Annotated in this window: 15 protein-coding genes; 13 read left to right on the forward strand and 2 right to left on the reverse strand. The window is 72.7% G+C overall.

Annotated features, from left to right (window positions below; translation table 11 throughout):
- Genes ACLVWQ_RS03175 through ACLVWQ_RS03225 form a run of 11 tightly spaced genes read left to right on the forward strand, consistent with a single transcriptional unit; the run spans position 1 to position 11859 of the window.
- On the forward strand, positions 1–1275 hold the full coding sequence (locus ACLVWQ_RS03175) for a glycosyltransferase (protein WP_414107372.1): 1275 nt from the start codon (positions 1–3) through the stop codon (positions 1273–1275).
- A complete protein-coding gene (locus tag ACLVWQ_RS03180; protein WP_414106569.1) occupies positions 1272–2552 on the forward strand; it encodes a class I SAM-dependent methyltransferase in 1281 nt (426 codons plus the stop codon). Before ACLVWQ_RS03175 ends, ACLVWQ_RS03180 begins: the two co-directional genes overlap by 4 nt.
- Positions 2549–3376: a glucose-1-phosphate cytidylyltransferase gene (locus ACLVWQ_RS03185; RefSeq protein WP_414106570.1), complete on the forward strand. Its 828-nt coding sequence runs from the start codon at positions 2549–2551 to the stop codon at positions 3374–3376. The genes ACLVWQ_RS03180 and ACLVWQ_RS03185 overlap by 4 nt, the downstream gene beginning before the upstream one ends.
- Positions 3373–4050, forward strand: a complete 678-nt coding sequence (locus ACLVWQ_RS03190) for a PIG-L deacetylase family protein (RefSeq protein WP_414106571.1) — start codon at positions 3373–3375, stop codon at positions 4048–4050. The genes ACLVWQ_RS03185 and ACLVWQ_RS03190 overlap by 4 nt, the downstream gene beginning before the upstream one ends.
- 3 nt (positions 4051–4053) lie before the next feature.
- Positions 4054–5079, forward strand: a complete 1026-nt coding sequence (locus ACLVWQ_RS03195; RefSeq protein ID WP_414106572.1) for an NAD-dependent epimerase/dehydratase family protein — start codon at positions 4054–4056, stop codon at positions 5077–5079.
- Positions 5076–6374 carry a DUF4910 domain-containing protein gene (locus ACLVWQ_RS03200; RefSeq protein ID WP_414106573.1) on the forward strand — a complete coding sequence of 433 codons (1299 nt, stop codon included), beginning with the start codon at positions 5076–5078 and terminating at the stop codon, positions 6372–6374. The genes ACLVWQ_RS03195 and ACLVWQ_RS03200 overlap by 4 nt, the downstream gene beginning before the upstream one ends.
- A 5-nt stretch (positions 6375–6379) precedes the next feature.
- The gene (locus tag ACLVWQ_RS03205; RefSeq protein ID WP_414106575.1) at positions 6380–7690 is read left to right on the forward strand and encodes a hypothetical protein; all 1311 of its coding nucleotides are present in this window, start codon (positions 6380–6382) and stop codon (positions 7688–7690) included.
- Positions 7687–8679 carry a glycosyltransferase family 2 protein gene (locus ACLVWQ_RS03210; RefSeq protein WP_414106576.1) on the forward strand — a complete coding sequence of 331 codons (993 nt, stop codon included), beginning with the start codon at positions 7687–7689 and terminating at the stop codon, positions 8677–8679. The genes ACLVWQ_RS03205 and ACLVWQ_RS03210 overlap by 4 nt, the downstream gene beginning before the upstream one ends.
- A complete protein-coding gene (locus tag ACLVWQ_RS03215) occupies positions 8676–9938 on the forward strand; it encodes a polysaccharide pyruvyl transferase family protein (protein WP_414106577.1) in 1263 nt (420 codons plus the stop codon). The genes ACLVWQ_RS03210 and ACLVWQ_RS03215 overlap by 4 nt, the downstream gene beginning before the upstream one ends.
- Positions 9935–10519 carry a dTDP-4-dehydrorhamnose 3,5-epimerase gene (gene rfbC / locus ACLVWQ_RS03220; protein ID WP_414106578.1) on the forward strand — a complete coding sequence of 195 codons (585 nt, stop codon included), beginning with the start codon at positions 9935–9937 and terminating at the stop codon, positions 10517–10519. Before ACLVWQ_RS03215 ends, rfbC begins: the two co-directional genes overlap by 4 nt.
- Positions 10516–11859, forward strand: coding sequence for a glutamate-1-semialdehyde 2,1-aminomutase (locus ACLVWQ_RS03225; RefSeq protein ID WP_414106579.1), 1344 nt, complete (start codon positions 10516–10518; stop codon positions 11857–11859). The genes rfbC and ACLVWQ_RS03225 overlap by 4 nt, the downstream gene beginning before the upstream one ends.
- A 17-nt stretch (positions 11860–11876) precedes the next feature.
- On the opposite strand, the gene ACLVWQ_RS03230 is transcribed toward ACLVWQ_RS03225, so the two are convergent.
- Entirely contained in the window at positions 11877–12641 is a 765-nt protein-coding gene (locus ACLVWQ_RS03230; RefSeq protein ID WP_414106580.1) for a phosphatase PAP2 family protein, read from the reverse strand.
- A gap of 257 nt (positions 12642–12898) precedes the next feature.
- On the opposite strand from ACLVWQ_RS03230, the gene panD reads away from it, so the two are divergent.
- Positions 12899–13318 carry an aspartate 1-decarboxylase gene (gene panD / locus ACLVWQ_RS03235; RefSeq protein WP_414106581.1) on the forward strand — a complete coding sequence of 140 codons (420 nt, stop codon included), beginning with the start codon at positions 12899–12901 and terminating at the stop codon, positions 13316–13318.
- 23 nt (positions 13319–13341) lie between these two features.
- Positions 13342–13695, forward strand: coding sequence for a GNAT family N-acetyltransferase (locus tag ACLVWQ_RS03240; RefSeq protein ID WP_414106582.1), 354 nt, complete (start codon positions 13342–13344; stop codon positions 13693–13695).
- 473 nt (positions 13696–14168) lie between these two features.
- On the opposite strand, the gene gndA is transcribed toward ACLVWQ_RS03240, so the two are convergent.
- Positions 14169–15608, reverse strand: coding sequence for an NADP-dependent phosphogluconate dehydrogenase (gene gndA / locus ACLVWQ_RS03245; protein WP_414106583.1), 1440 nt, complete (start codon positions 15606–15608; stop codon positions 14169–14171).
- Positions 15609–15891: the final 283 nt, after the last annotated feature.

A 15891-nucleotide genomic window follows, 5' to 3' on the forward strand; every position in this document is an offset into this window, starting at 1 on the left:
ATGCACGTCCTCGTGGTGCACAACCGCTACTCCTCGGCGCAGCCGAGCGGGGAGAACAAGGTCGTCGACCAGGAAATGGGGCTGCTGCGCGCGGCCGGCCACCGGGTCGAGGTGTTCGAGCGGCGCAGCGACGACATCGCCGCCAAGTCCCTGCCGGGCAAGGCCGCGGTGCCGCTCCTCGTGCCGTGGAACCCGGCGGTCCGCTCGGAGCTCGCCGGCCGGCTCCGTACCGAGCGGCCGGACGTCGTGCACGTCCACAACGTCTTCCCGCTCCTGTCGCCCGCGGTCCTGGCCGCCTGTGCCGACGCCGGTGTGCCGACCGTGGCCACGCTGCACAACTACACGCAGGTCTGCCCGCCCGGCACGCTGCAGCGGGACGGCCGGCCGTGCACCGAGTGCGTCGGGTCGACGCCGCTGCCCGCCGTCCGGCACGGCTGCTACCGGAACTCCCGGCTGGCGACCGTGCCGCTCGCCGTGAGCCTGGCCGTCAACCGGCGGCGGTGGTGGTCCGGCGTGGACCGGTTCTTCTGCATCTCCGCGGCGCAGCGCGACGTGCTGGTGGGCTCGGGCATGCCGGCCGGGCGGCTGCTGGTGAAGCACAACTTCGTGCCCGACCCGGACGTCCGCAGAACGGGCGCAGGCGAGCACGTGCTCTTCCTCGGCAGGCTCGCGGAGGCCAAGGGCGTACGGCTGCTCATGGCCGCGTGGGACGAACTCGCGGCGAGCGGCGGGGTGGGCGTACCGCTGGTGATCGCCGGCACGGGGCCGCTGGAACCGGAGGTGACCGCCTGGGCGGCGGGCCGGGACGACGTGCGGTACGTCGGCCTGTACGACCCGGAGCGCTGCCGGCAGGTCATCGCGCGGTCGGTCGCCGTGGTGGCCCCCTCGACCTGGCTGGAGGCGTTCGGCCTGGTGGTCGTGGAGGCGATGGCGGCCGGGGTGCCGACCGTCGCCGCCGGTCACGGCGCCTTCACCGAACTCGTCGAGGACGGGGTGACCGGGCTGCTGCACCGGCCGGGCGAGACCGCCTCGCTCGCGTCCCGCATACGCCGGATCACGGCTGAACCGGCCGTCAACCGGGAGATGGGCCAGGCGGCCCGGCGCCGTTACGAGCGGGGCTTCAGCCCGGCCGTCGGTCTTGAGCGCCTGGTGGAGGGGTACCGCACCGCGATCGCGGCGCGGTCCGGCGGCGGGGACGGCCCGCCGCCGACAGGGGACACACGAGCCGGCTCGCGGTGGGGCACCCGGGCGGGCAGGGATGGGGGAAGCAGATGACACGATGCCGACTCTGCGGTTCGGCGACGCTGGTGAGCGTCGTCGACCTGGGGGCGACCCCGCCGTGCGAGAGTTTCCTCGCCGCGGAGCAACTCGACCAGCCGGAGCCGGCGTACCCGCTGCACCTGCGGGTCTGCACCGACTGCTGGCTCGCACAGATCCCTCCGCTGATCACACCGGAGGACACGTTCAGCGAGTACGCGTACTTCTCGTCCTTCTCGACCTCCTGGGTGGAGCACGCGCGTACGTTCGTCGCCGACTCCGTACGGAAGCTGGGGCTCGACTCCGAGGGCTCCGAGGGCTCCGGGGGGTCCGGGGGGTCCGAGGAGAAGGACGCCTTCGTCGTCGAGGTCGCGAGCAACGACGGCTACCTGCTGCGGCACCTGGTGGACCGGGGGATCCGCTGCCTGGGGATCGAGCCGTCGGTGAACGTCGGCGCCGCCGCGCGGGAGGCGGACGTGCCCACGCTCACGGCGTTCCTGGACCCGGCCACCGGCGCGGCCGTCCGCGCCGAGCACGGCCCGGCGGACCTGGTCGTCGCCAACAACGTGTACGCGCACATCCCCGACGTCGTCGGGTTCACCCAGGGGCTGCGCGCCCTGGTCGCCGACGACGGCTGGGTCTCCATCGAGGTGCAGCACCTGCTGACCCTGATCGAGGAGAACCAGTACGACACGATCTACCACGAGCACTTCCAGTACTACACGGTCGCGTCCGCCATCCGGGCGCTGGAGAGCGGCGGACTCGCCCTCGTGGACGTCGAGTTGCTGCCCACGCACGGCGGCTCCGTCCGGCTGTGGGCCCGGCCCGCCGAGGCGGCGGGCGAGCCGACCCGCAGGGTGGCCGACGTCCTCGACCGGGAGAAGGCCGCGGGGCTGCGGGAGCTGTCCGGGTACGCGGAGTTCTCCGCCCGGGTGGCCAAGGTGCGCCGGGACCTGCTGCGGTTCCTCATCGAGGCGGCCGAGCGCGGCGAGACGGTCGTCGGCTACGGGGCTCCGGGCAAGGGCAACACCCTGCTCAACCACTGCGGCATCCGGCCCGACCTGCTCCCGTACACGGTCGACCGCAACCCCTACAAGCACGGCAGGTTCACCCCGGGCACCCGCATCCCGATCCTGCCGCCCGAGCAGATCAGCGCCGACCGGCCCGACTACGTCCTCGTGCTGCCCTGGAACCTGCGGACCGAGCTGACCGAGCAGTTGTCCTTCGTGCACGACTGGGGCGGCCGGCTGGTCTTTCCCATCCCGGAACTCAGCATTGTCGAGGTCAAGCGATGAAGGTCGTCCTGTTCTGCGGCGGTTACGGGCTGCGGATGCGCAACGGAGCCTCCGACGACTCGCCCAAGCCGATGGCGATGGTCGGCCCCAGACCGCTGATCTGGCATGTCATGCGCTACTACGCGTACTTCGGGCACACGGAGTTCATCCTGTGCCTCGGGTACGGGGCCCACCACATCAAGAACTTCTTCCTCAACTACGAGGAGACGACGTCCAACGACTTCGTCCTGCGGGGCGGGCGGACCGAGTTGCTGTCCACCGACATCGCCGACTGGACGATCACGTTCGCGCAGACCGGCATCGAGTCGCCGATCGGGGAGCGGCTGCGCCGGGTGCGGCACCACCTGGACGGCGACGAGATGTTCCTCGCCAACTACGCCGACGTGCTCACCGACGCGCCGCTGCCAGAGATGATCGACCGGTTCGCCGCACGTGACGCCGGCGCGTCCATGATGGTCGTGCCGCCGCAGTCCTCCTTCCACTGCGTGGACCTGGGCGAGGACGGCCTGGTGGGCGGTATCACCGCGGTGAGCGACATGCCGCTGTGGGAGAACGGCGGCTACTTCGTGCTCCGCCAGGAGATCTTCGACCACCTCCCCGAGGGCGGTGACCTGGTCGCCGACGGATGTTCCCAACTGGCCAAGCGGGGACGGCTGGTGGCGCACCAGCACCGCGGTTTCTGGAAGCCGACCGACACCGTGAAGGAGCGGGCCGCCCTCGACGACGCGTACGCCCGGGGCGACCGCCCGTGGGCTGTCTGGGAACGGGGCGGCGCGGCGGCGGGCGCGGCCGGCCGCAGAGACGGCGCCGGAGCGAGAGCGTGATCGGGCTCGGGGCCGGACGCCTGGACCGGCTCGTCGCGGTGGGCGCGCACTGCGACGACATCGCCATCGGCGCCGGCGGCACCCTCCTGACGATGTGCCTCGCCCGGCCCGGGATCCGCGTCGACGCCCTCGTGCTCACCGGCGGCGGCAGCGAGCGCGAACAGGAGGAGCGGGCCGCCCTGGCCGCCTTCTGCCCGGGTGCCGACCTGCGGCTGACCGTGCTCAAGCTGCCGGACGGCCGGCTGCCGGCGCGGTGGGAGGAGGCCAAGGCCGCCGTCGAGGAACTGCGCGAGCGGACCGATCCGGACCTCGTGCTCGCCCCGCGCACCGAGGACGCGCACCAGGACCACCGCGGCCTGGCGCGACTGATACCCACCGCGTTCCGCGACCACCTCGTACTCGGCTACGAGATCGTCAAGTGGGACGCCGATCTCGGCCGCCCCACGGCGTACCAGCCGCTGTCGCCCGAGACCGCCGAACACAAGGTGCGGCTGCTGCAGGAGCACTACCCCTCGCAGCGGCACCGGCCCTGGTACGACCGGGAGGCCTTCCTCGGCCTCGCGCGGATCCGCGGCATCGAATGCCACGCCCGCTACGCCGAGGCGTTCGCCGCCACCAAACTCACGCTGAATCTCGGCACCGCCGATCTTGGCACTCTCACCTTGGGGGAATGAACCTTGCGCGTACTGCTGACCGGACACCAGGGCTACCTGGGCACCGTGATGGCCCCGGTCCTCACGGCCGCCGGACACGAGGTCGTCGGCCTCGACGCGGGCCTGTTCGCCGACTGCGTGCTCGGGCCGCCGCCCGCCGACCCGCCGGGACGACGGGTGGACCTGCGCGACGTCACGGCCGACGACGTGGCCGGGGTGGACGCCGTGATCCACCTGGCCGCGCTCTCCAACGACCCGCTGGGATCACTGGCGCCCGACCTCACCTACGACATCAACCACCACGCGTCCGTACGGCTGGCCCGGCTCGCCCGCGAAGCCGGGGTACGGCGCTTCCTGTACGCGTCCACCTGCTCGGTCTACGGCGCCGCCGGCGGGGACGACCTGGTCACCGAGGACGCCCCGCTGCGCCCGGTGACCCCGTACGCGGAGTCCAAGGTGCGGGTGGAGGACGACCTGCACACGCTCTCCGACGGCGACTTCAGCCCGGTGTTCATGCGCAACGCCACCGCCTTCGGGTTCTCGCCCCGGCTGCGCGCCGACATCGTGCTGAACAACCTGGTGGGCCACGCCCTGCTGTCCGGCGAGGTCCTTGTGCTCTCCGACGGCACCCCCTGGCGCCCGCTGGTGCACGCCGCCGACATCGCACGGGCCTTCACGGCCGCGCTGACCGCGCCGCGGGAAGCCGTGCACGACCGGGCGTTCAACATCGGCAGCGAGGTCAACAACGTCACGGTCGCCGAGATAGCCGAGCAGGTCGCCGAGGCGGTGACCGGCTCACGCGTGGTGATCACGGGGGAGACCGGCGCCGATCCGCGGTCCTACCGGGTGGACTTCTCCCGGTTCCGTGCCGCGATACCCGGCTTCGACTGCGAGTGGACGGTGAAGCGGGGCGCGCTCGAACTCGCCGACGCCTACCGGGAACACAAGCTGACCCGGGAGGACTTCGAGCAGCGCTTCACCCGCCTCGCCGTACTGCGCGCGGCGTCCGAGGCCGGCGCCGTCGACGACACCCTGCGGTGGCGCCGATGACCACGGCGGGCGAGCGGACGGCGGCCGGGGCGGGCGAGCGGATGCACGAACTGGTGGAGCGGCTGTACCCGCTGTGCCGGAGCATCACCGGCGACGGGGTGCGCGCCACCCTGGACATCGTCGGCGAGTACGTCCCGCTGCGGGTGCACGAGGTGCCGACCGGGACGCAGGTGCTCGACTGGACGGTGCCGCAGGAGTGGAACATCCGCGACGCGTACATCGCCGACGGCGCGGGCAACCGGGTCGTCGACTTCGCCGCGTCCAGCCTGCACGTGCTCGGCTACAGCGTGCCGGTGTCGACGACCATGCCGCTGGCCGAACTGCGCGAGCATCTGCACACCCTGCCGGACCATCCGACCTGGGTGCCGTACCGGACCAGCTACTACCAGCCGCAGTGGGGGTTCTGCCTGGCCCAGGAGACCCTGGACGCGCTGCCGGACGGCGACTACGAGGTGCGCGTCGACTCCACGCTCGCCGACGGCCACCTCACCTACGCCGAGCACGTGATCCCCGGGCAGGTCCCCGACGAGGTGATCGTCTCCTGCCACGTCTGCCACCCGTCGCTGGCCAACGACAACCTGGCCGGCATCGCGGTGGCGACGTTCCTGGCCCAGGAGCTGGCGGGGACGACGCCGTACTACACCTACCGGTTCGTCTACGCGCCCGGCACCATCGGGGCGATCACCTGGCTGGCCCGCAACGCGGAGCGGATCGAGCAGGTCAAGCACGGGCTGGTGCTGGCCTGCGCGGGCGACCCGGGCCGGCTCACGTACAAGCAGAGCCGGCGCGGCGACGCGGAGATCGACCGGGTGCTGCGGCATGTGCTGGCCACCTCCGAACGCCCGCACCGCATCGACGAGTTCACCCCGTACGGCTACGACGAGCGGCAGTACTGCTCACCCGGGTTCAACCTCGGCGTGGGCTCGCTCAGCCGGACCCCGTACGCCGGCTACCCCGAGTACCACACCTCGGCGGACAACCCGGACTTCGTCTCCGCCGAGGCGCTGGCGGACACCCTCTCCGTCTGCCGCGAGGCCTTCGCCGTCCTGGACCGCAACCGGCACTACCTCAACCTCAGCCCCTACGGCGAACCACAGCTGGGGCGGCGCGGACTGTACGAGTCGCTCGGTGGCCGCAGCGACGCGCAGCAGGCCCAGATGGCCATGCTGTGGGTGCTCAACCTGTCTGACGGCGAGCACAGTCTGCTGGACGTCGCCCAGCGGTCCGGGCTGGCGTTCGACACCGTCGCCGACGCGGCCGACGCCCTGCTCGGCGCCGGGCTGATCAAGGCGTGACGCCGATGACCACCGAGGGGGAGAAGACACCGGCACCGGCGGACCGCGCCACGGACGCCCGCCGCACCGCCCGGCGGGCCGTCGTCGGCCGGCTGTCCTGGGGCCTGGCCGACCAGGCGGCCTCCAGCATGACCAACTTCGCGGTGGGCATCTACGTGGCACGCTCGCTGGGACTGACCGCGTTCGGTGTGTTCAGCCTGGCCTGGCTGACCTACGGCGTGGTGCTCAACGTCGCCCGCGGGCTGGCCACCGACCCGCTCGTGGTGCGTTTCAGCGGCGTGCCGGACGCGTCCTGGCGCACGGCGGCGGCCCGGTCGTCGGGCGCCGCGCTCGGTGTCGGCGTCGTCCTCGGCACGGTGTGCCTGCTGGTCGGGCTCGGCCTCGGCGGCCGGGTGGGGCCCGCGTTCCTGTGCCTCGGTCTCGTACTGCCGGGGCTGCTGCTGCAGGACGCCTGGCGGTTCGCGTTCTTCGCCGCGGGCGCCGGGCGCAAGGCGTTCGTCAACGACCTGGTGTGGGGCGTCGCGCTCGTCCCGGCCATGGTGGTGGCGGCCCGCGTGGGCAGCGTGGCGGCCTTCGTGCTCGCCTGGGGCGTGTCCGCCGCGGTGGCCGCGGGCTACGGCTGTCTCCAGTCCGGCATCCGGCCCCGGCCGGCCCTGGCGCGCGGGTGGCTGCGCGAGCAACGCGACCTCGGATACCGCTACCTGGTCGAGAACGTCAGCCTCAGCGGCGCGAGCCAGCTGCGGGCCTACGGGCTCGGCGCGATCGTCGGAGTCGGCGCGGTGGGCGCGGTCCGGGGCGCGGAACTCCTGCTCGGCCCGTTCCTCGCCATCCTGATGGGCCTCTCCTTGGTCACCGTCGCGGAGGCGGCACGCGTGCTGCGGCGGGCCCCGCGTCAACTGGGCCGGTTCTGCCTCCTCCTCGGCGGCGGGCAGGGGGCCGCCGCACTGCTCTGGGGCGCGGCCCTGCTGCTGATGCCCGACCGGGCCGGCGAACTCGTCCTCGGCGACGTCTGGCACTCCGCCGCACAGCTCATCGTGCCGGCCGCGCTCGGCGTCGCGGGCGCGGGACTCGGCAGCGGCGCCGCTGCCGGACTGCGCGCGCTCGCCGCCGCCCGGCGCAGCCTGCGCTGCCAGCTCTTCGCCTCCGTCTGCTACGTCGGCGGCGGGCTCGGCGGCGCCGCCGTGGCCGGCACGGTCGGCTCGGCCTGGGGCGTCGCCGCCGCGACCGCCTGCGGCTCGGCCGTGTGGTGGCTGCAACTGCGCTCGGCCCTGCGCGAACGCGACCGGAAACCCATCCCCGAAGTGAGGACTTCATGACCGCCCAACCCCGGCTGAGCATCGGCCTGCCCGTCTACAACGGCGAGGAGTACCTCGCCGAGGCGTTCGACGCCCTGCTCGGCCAGACCTACGAGGACTTCGAACTGGTCGTCTCCGACAACGCCTCGACCGACGGGACCCAGGAGATCTGCCGCACGTACGCCGCGCGGGATCCGCGCATCCGGTACATCCGCCTGCCCCGGAACATCGGCGCCGCGCCGAACCACAACTACGTGTTCACCGAGTGCCGCGGCGAACTGTTCAAGTGGGCCTCGCACGACGACCTGTACGCCCGCGACCTGCTGCGGAGTTGCGTGGAGGCACTGGACGAGCGGCCGGACGTGGTCCTGGCGCACAGCGGTCAGGCCGTCATCGACGGCGACAGCGAGGTGAAGGTCCCGTACGAGTACGGACTCGCCACCGACTCACCGGACGCGCCCGAGCGCTTCCGCAGCCTGCTGTTCGAGCCCGGCGGCGACGACTTCTACGGGGTGATGCGGGCCGACGTGCTGCGCCGGGTGAAGCCGCACGACAGCTACCACCACGCGGACCGCACGTTCGTCGCCGAGATCACCCTGCACGGCCCCTTCCACCAGGTGCCGGAGCTGCTGTACTTCCGCCGCGACCACCCCACCCGCGCCGAGCGGGCGAACCCCTCCAAGCGCTCCCGGTGCGTCAACCTGGACCCGCGCCGGGCGGGGGTGCTGCATCCGACGCCCCGGCTGCTCGCCGAGTACGTCTGGGGCTTCGCCTCGGCGATCCGGCGGGCGCCGCTGTCCCCGGCCGACCGGCGCGCGTGCCACCGCCATCTGGCCTCGTGGATGACCAGCCGGGTCCGGCCGGGTGCAGGTGAGCGGGTCGAGGACCGCGCCCCGGTGGACCCGGCCCTGCTCACGGTCTCCGTCGACGCCCTCGTCGCCGGCCAAGAGGACCGTGCGGGTCGCGGAAGTCGTGCGGGCCGAGACAGTCGTGAGGGGAGGCACGCATGACGTCCCCGCGTGAAACCCCGGTGCGCGTCGGGGTGTTCGGCCTGCTCGGCTCCGGCAACCTCGGCAACGACGGGTCGCTGGAGGCCGTGCTCGGATACCTCCGCGCCGAGCACCCGGAGGCGGCCGTGGACGCGCTGTGCGGCGGCCCCGAGGTCGTCGCGGCCCGGTACGGGATCCCCGCGACGCGGCTGCACTGGTACCGCGGGGAGTACCGGACCGCGTCGCGGGCGGGCGCGGTCGCGGGGAAGGGCCTGGGCAAACTCGTCGACGTCTTCCGCACCGCCGCCTGGGTGCGCCGGCACGACGTGGTGATCGTGCCGGGCATGGGCGTCCTGGAGGCCACGCTGCCGCTGCGGCCGTGGGGCTTCCCGTACGCGCTGTTCCTGCTCTGCGCGACCGGGCGGCTGTTCGGCACCCGGGTCGCGCTGGTCGGTGTGGGTGCCGCCGCGATCGGCGACCGGCCGACCCGGGCCCTGGTGCGCTGGTCGGCGCGGCTGGCCACGTACCGGTCGTACCGGGACACCCAGTCCCGCGACGCGCTGCGGGCGATGGGCGTGGACACCGCGCACGACGAGGTCTACCCGGACCTCGCGTTCGCCCTGCCGACGCCGACGCCGACGCCGACGGGCACGGTGGAGGCGGGCGAGCCTCATGACCCGGCGGGCCCGGTCTGTGTCGGCGTCATGGACTTCCACGGCGGCAACGACGACCGCGCCCGCGCCGAGGAGATCCACCGGCGCTACCTCGACGGGACGACCCGGTTCGTCCGCGCGCTGGTCGAGGACGGCAGGCCGGTGAGGCTGCTCACCGGCGACGAGTGCGACGCGCCGGTGGTCGCCGCGATCCTCGACGCGGTGGACTCGCCGCTGGTCACCGCCGCCGGGGCGGCGTCCCTTGCCGACCTGATGAAGGAGACGGCGGCGGCCGACACCGTGGTGGCGACCAGGTACCACAACCTGGTCTGCGCGCTGAAGGCCGGCACTCCGACGCTCGCCCTCAGCTACGCGGCGAAGAGCGACGCGCTCATGGCACGGATGGGGCTCGCCGCGTACTGCCACCCGGCCCGGGAGGTCGACGCCGGCCGGCTGTACGAGCAGTTCCGGGCGCTGGAGCGGCAGTCGGCGGAGCTGCGGCGCACCCTCGCCGAACGGAACCGGGCCGCCGCCCGGCGCCTGGACGCCCAGTTCGCCGCCTTGACCACGGCCCTGTTCCCGGCGGCCGACGACACCCATGCCCACGCCCTGCGGGAGGCTCCATGAAGGCGACCGAAGTCCCTGCGATCAAGGGCGCGTACCTGTTCGAGCCGACGCCGTACGCCGACGAGCGCGGCTTCTTCTGCCGTACCTTCGACGCCGACGTGGTCCGCTCGGTGGGCCTCGACCCGGACAGCTTCATCCAGGACAGCCTGTCCCGCTCGGCCCGGGGCGTGCTGCGCGGCCTGCACCTGCGTTCCGGCGCGGGGGAGGCCAAGCTGGTGCGGTGCTCGTATGGGAGGATCTTCGACGTCGTCGTGGACCTGCGGAGAAACTCGCCGACCTACCGCAACCGGGCCACCTTCCAGCTGTCCGACGAGACACAGGTGACCCTGTACATCCCGGCGGGGTGCGCGCACGGCTTCCAGGCGCTGACCGAGACCGCCGACACCTCCTACCGGATCGACCGCCCGCACGATCCGGCCGAGGACGTGACGATCGCCTTCGACGACCCGGAACTCGCCGTTCCGTGGCCGCTGCCGGTCACCTCCATGTCCCAACGGGACCGGGAGGCGCCGACCCTGGCCGAGGTCCTGAAGCAGGAGGAGAAGCAGGAGAACGCGGAGAACGAGGTGAGGCCGGCGTGAGCACCGAAGGCACCGGGAGCGCCGAGGAGTCCGCCCTGCCCAGGTCGCGGCTGGCGAACGAGCGGCTGCACGCGATGATCCCTGGTGGCGCGCACACCTACGCCAAGGGCGACGACCAGTACCCCGAGGACCTGGCCCCGGTCATCAGCCATGGCCGCGGCGCCCATGTGTGGGACGTCGACGGCAACCGCTACATCGAGTACGGCTCCGGTCTGCGGTCGGTCAGCCTCGGCCATGTCCACCCGCGTGTGACCGAGGCGGTACGGCGGGAGCTCGACCGCGGCAGCAACTTCGTGCGGCCGTCCGTCGTCGAGGTCGAGGCCGCCGAGCGCTTCCTGGCCACCGTGCCGACCGCCGAGATGGTGAAGTTCGCGAAGAACGGCTCCGACGTCACCACCGCGGCGGTGCGCCTCGCCCGCGCCGTCACCGGGCGCCCGCGGGTGGCGATCTGCGGTGACCAGCCGTTCTTCTCCGTCGACGACTGGTTCATCGGCACCACACCGATGTCCGCGGGCATCCCCGCCGAGACCACCGCCCTCACCGTGGCGTTCCCGTACGGGGACCTGGCCGCCACGGAGGAGCTGCTGACCCGGTACCAGGACGAGATCGCCTGCCTGATCCTCGAACCGGCCGGCCACACCGAGCCCCCCGAGGGGTACCTGGCGGGACTGCGCGAGCTGGCCGACCGGCACGGCTGCGTACTGGTCTTCGACGAGATGATCAGCGGCCTGCGCTGGTCCGAGGCGGGCGCCCAGGGCCTGTACGGCGTCGTGCCCGACCTGTCCACGTTCGGCAAGGCGCTGGGCAACGGGTTCGCCGTCTCCGCGCTGGCCGGGCGCCGCGAGCTGATGGAACGGGGCGGACTGCGGCACTCCGGTGACCGGGTGTTCCTGCTGTCCACCACACACGGCGCGGAGACGCACGCACTGGCCGCCGCGTCGGCCGTGCAGACCACCTACGCCGAGGAGGGCATAACCGCGCAACTGCACGCCCTCGGTGAGCGGTTGGCCGCGGGTGTGCGCGCCGCCGCGGCCGGCCTGGGCGTCGGGGACCACGTCCTGGTCCGGGGCCGGGCCAGCAACCTGGTCTTCGCCACCCTCGACGAGCACGGGCAGCCGTCGCAGGGGTACCGCACCCTGTTCCTGCGCCAACTCCTCACGGGCGGGGTGCTGGCCCCGTCGTTCGTGGTGAGCAGCGCGCTCAGCCACGCCGACATCGACCGCACCGTCGACGTGGTGGCCCAGGCCTGTGCGGTGTACCGGAAGGCACTGGACGCCGCCGACCCCACACCCTGGCTGGCCGGCCGGCCGGTGAAACCGGTGTTCCGCCGCATGGCGTGACGTAGCGTCAGCGACCTTCAGGCCGAAGGGCGTTGGCGCGCAGCTCGGTCGGTCCGGTCGGCCCGGTCGGCGATGCGGTCGATCAGCCGACCGGTCGCCGGTACCACCGCCAGCGCCACGCACCAGCCGCCGAGGACGTCGGTCGGGTAGTGCGCGCCCAGGGCGACCTGCGCCCAGCCCATGGCGGCGCCGGCGACCAGTGCCGCGCCGAGCACGACCGACGTGCCGGCGGTCCGGCCGAGACCGAGCCGGCCGGTCGCGAGCAGCGCCACCGCGAGGGCGAGCGCGGTGGCGAAGGCGGTGTGCCCGCTCGGATAGGACAGGTTCTCGCCGTGGATGGTGCGTCCCACCAGGGACTTGGCCAGCGTCGTCGTCACCACGGCGAGACCGGCGCCGGCCACGACGAGCACCGCGGCGCGAGGCCGCCGAAGGAGCAGACAGGCCGCCACGGCCCCCACGACCAGCGCCGCCGATCCGGCGGGCTCGCCCAGGAAGTCCGTGGCCAGCGCGACGCGTCGCCACGGCGGACCCACGCTGTCCGCCGTCGGTTCGACGAGCCACCGGTCCACCCTGCCGGGCTCGCTGTGACCGGCGTACAGGACCCCGAGCGCGACGGCCACCAGTGCGGCGAGGACCGCGACCAGCCCGAGCGACGTACGCAGCGAAGGGGGCAGCGCCGCGGGCGCCGGGCGGGCGGTCGCGCGCCCGGCGGGTCCGGCGGGTGCGGCCGGCCCCGGGGAGGGGTGCGGATGTACCCCTTCGTCCGGCCGATGGGCAGCCATGAACCAGCGCCTTCCTGTGTTCTGGTGACGCTCCCCGGTGACCCGGGCCCACCGCCGGAATCAGACTCTGCCCTGCCACCCTAGCCAACCACCGCCTGCGGCAAACGGCTGTCGGGGGCCGGTTGCCGGCCTTACCGCGGTGGTCTCCGAGGGCCCCTGTACGGGCCGCCCTCGGGCAAGCGGCTCGTTGTACAGTGGAGATACCGCACTTGACCTGCATAAACGCAGGCAGGGAGCCTAGATCCAGGAGTACTTCGATGCTGCGCACCATGTTCAAGTCCAAGATCCATCGGGCCACGGTGACCCAGGCCGACCTGCACTACGTCGGCTCGGTGACCATCGACGCCGACCTTCTCGACGCGGCGGATCTGCTGCCCGGCGAGCTGGTCCACATCGTCGACATCACGAACGGCGCCCGCCTGGAGACCTACGTCATCGAGGGCGAGCGCGGGTCGGGTGTGCTCGGCATCAACGGCGCCGCGGCCCACCTCGTGCACCCGGGAGACCTGGTGATCATCATCAGTTACGCTCAGGTCTCCGACGCCGAGGCCCGTGCGCTGCGGCCCCGGGTCGTGCACGTGGACGGCGACAACCGGATCGTGGCGCTCGGCACGGACCCGTCCGAACCGGTACCCGGCTCGGACCAGGAGCGCAGTCCGCGGGCCGTCCCGGCCTGACCCCTCACCCACGAGGAGAGCCCATGACCGACATCACGATCCGTGACGACCGGGCGGCCGGCCGCCTGGAGGCGTACGCCGGTGACGAACTGACGGGCCGCATCGAGTACTTCGTCCTCGAAGGGCCCGGCGGCCCCGGCGGCGCGCTCGTACCGGTGCACACCGTCGTCGAGCCCGCCCACGAGGGCAAGGGCATCGCGGGCTCCCTCGCCCGTGAGCTGTACGCGATCGCCGCGCGCGAGTCGGTGGCGGTCGTGCCGCTCTGCCCGTACGTCGCGCGGTGGGCCGAGCGGCACCCCGACGAGGCGCCTGCGGCGGGCCCGGAACTGGTGAGCGCGGCGAAGGACTGGCTCGTGGCGCACCCCGGCCGCTTCTGACCGGCCCTGAGCGCGCCGTTCGCGTGCGCGGGCCCCGGGTGTGGGGGTGGCCGCGGTCGTGTGTCGTGGTCCTCGGGGGGGGGCGGGTGTACGGCCAGCTGGCCGCGTTTGTCCCGCGGCGGGGTGAGTGGGTGCTCGGGGGGTGGGTACGCGTGGGAGAAGTCCAGAGCCGACGTTCCCTCTGGCTGGAGGACATGATGACGTATCCGTTTCCCGATCCTGTGAAACCGGGCCCCACACCGGGGCCGGGCGGACCCGACCAGCCGCAGCCCTTCCCGGAGCCCAAGCCGCGCCCGGTCCCCGGTCCGCCTCCGACTCCGCAGCCCCCGCAGCCGACCCCGGCTCCTGAACCACAGCCGGGCCCGCTCGGCTAGGACGTCCCGGAGAACGGAAGAGAGCCCGGCGGCGAGGCGAGAATGCCTCACCGCCGGGCTCTTTCAGGTCAGTCCGGAACCGGCGGCACGCGACACACGTCAGCCGGTGACCTCGGAGCGGTCGCCTCCCCACAGCGTGTGGAACGAGCCCTCCCGGTCGGTCCGGCGATACGTGTGCGCCCCGAAGAAGTCCCGCTGCCCCTGCGTGAGCGCCGCAGGCAACCGCTCCGCACGCAGCGCGTCGTAGTACGCCAGCGCCGCGGCGAACCCGGGCGTCGGCACCCCCTGCCGCACGGCCGCGACGAGCACCGCGCGCCAGTCGTCCTGCGCCGCCCCGATCTCCTGCGCGAACGTGTCGTCGGAGAGCAGGCTCGGCAGATCCGCGCGCGCGTCGTACGCCGCCCGGATCCGGTCGAGGAACGCCGCCCGGATGATGCAGCCCCCGCGCCAGATCGACGCGACCGCGCCCAGGTCGATGTTCCAGTCGTACTCGGCGCTGCCGGCCGAGATCTCGTGGAAGCCCTGCGTGTACGACACGATCTTCGACGCGTACAGCGCCTGCTCCACCTGCACCGCGAACGCCGCCGACTCGGACTCGCTCAGCGCCGACGCCGTCGGCCCGGCGAGACCGCGCGACGCCTCGCGCAGCGCGCTGTGCCCCGACAGCGACCGTGCGAAGACCGCCTCCGCGATGCCCGACACCGGCACACCGAGGTCCAGCGCGATCTGCACGGTCCAGCGGCCCGTGCCCTTCTGCTCCGCCTGGTCCTGGACCACGTCCACGAACGGCTTGCCCGTCGCCGCGTCCACGTGCGACAGGACCTCGGCGGTGATCTCGATCAGGTACGAGTCGAGCCGCCCGGTGTTCCAGGTGCGGAAGATGTCGGCGATCTGCGCGGGCGAGTAGCCGGCGACGTCGCGCAGCAGCTGGTACGCCTCGCCGATCAGCTGCATGTCCGCGTACTCGATGCCGTTGTGCACCATCTTCACGAAGTGCCCGGCACCGTCGGGGCCGACGTGCGTGACACACGGCGCGCCGTCGGCGGCCTTCGCGGAGATCTTCTCCAGCATCGGACCGAGCGAGTCGTACGACTCGACCGGGCCGCCCGGCATGATGCTCGGGCCGTGCAGCGCGCCCTCCTCACCGCCGGAGATCCCCGCGCCGACGAAGTGGATGCCCTGCTCACGGAGGTCGTGCTCGCGGCGCCGGGTGTCCGCGAAGTGCGCGTTGCCGCCGTCGATGATCATGTCGCCCGGCTCCAGGAGCGGGGCGAACTCCTGGATCACCGCGTCGGTCGGCTCACCGGCCTTCACCATGATCACCAGCCGGCGGGGCCGCTCCAGCGCGGCCACGAACTCCTTGGCCGTCTCCGTGGCGATGAAGTCGCCCTCGCTGCCGAACTCCTCCACCAGCGCGTGCGTGCGCGCCGCCGTCCGGTTGTGGAGGGCGACGGCGTATCCGTTCCGCGCGAAATTACGGGCGAGATTGCGCCCCATCACCGCGAGTCCCGTGACGCCGATCTGCGCTGAGTTGCTCATACGGTTTGGCTCCTAAGATCCTGAATCGGTGGTGCCGGTCCTGCCCGTCAGTATTGCCCCACTGACCATCCTGACTTGCCGGTTCTCCGACCGCACATCCTGCCTTGCCGATGGTGTGTACGCAGAAGAGGCGTCCCAGCCTCAGCGACTCGGCCGACTTCATCGACGTATCCGCCCGTCGCGTCGACATCAACAGCGGCCAAGGAGGGTGCATTCCTGGTCACTTGGCGGAATCAGGCGCCTACTGCCCTCTTGTCACGGCCTGTTAGCAGCGTTTACTTTT

The organism is Streptomyces sp. CWNU-52B (assembly GCF_047444975.1).
Classification (GTDB): domain Bacteria; phylum Actinomycetota; class Actinomycetes; order Streptomycetales; family Streptomycetaceae; genus Streptomyces.